The following is a 361-nucleotide window of genomic DNA, read 5'->3' on the forward strand; positions in this document are numbered from 1 at the left end:
TCTCGTAGTTGCCACCGGTCACACCAGTGATGCTGTTGGTCAGCGGCACGTTGGTGTTGTAGACGTTGTTCGGTGCAACGAAGTTGACCGAACCGGAGCTATCGCCCACGGCGATGGTGATGGTCTGGCCGTTGGCCAGCGAAACCACCAGCGGAGCGCCAGTTACGGGTGCAGTGACGGTCGCGGTGTAAACCACAGTGCCGCCTTCGGTGACCGAAGGAGTGGCAGTCAAGGTGACGGTCGAAGTGTCGATGGTATCGGTCACGGCAGTGACTGCAGGAGTCGAGCTAACATTCAGTTGCTCGAAGTCGCCGCCGGTGGTGCCGGTCACAGTCACGCTGACATTACCGGCGTCGACGTA

At 60.1% G+C, this 361-nt stretch carries 1 protein-coding gene; it reads right to left on the reverse strand.

Annotation, left to right across the window (positions count from 1 at the left end; translation table 11 throughout):
- Positions 1-361 (reverse strand): immunoglobulin-like domain-containing protein (locus tag F3J44_RS29490; protein ID WP_205300275.1); only part of this gene is annotated, 361 nt, incomplete at both ends.

The sequence above is a fragment of the Pantoea sp. Tr-811 genome (assembly GCF_011752535.1).
In the GTDB taxonomy this organism is placed as follows: Bacteria; Pseudomonadota; Gammaproteobacteria; order Pseudomonadales; family Pseudomonadaceae; genus Aquipseudomonas.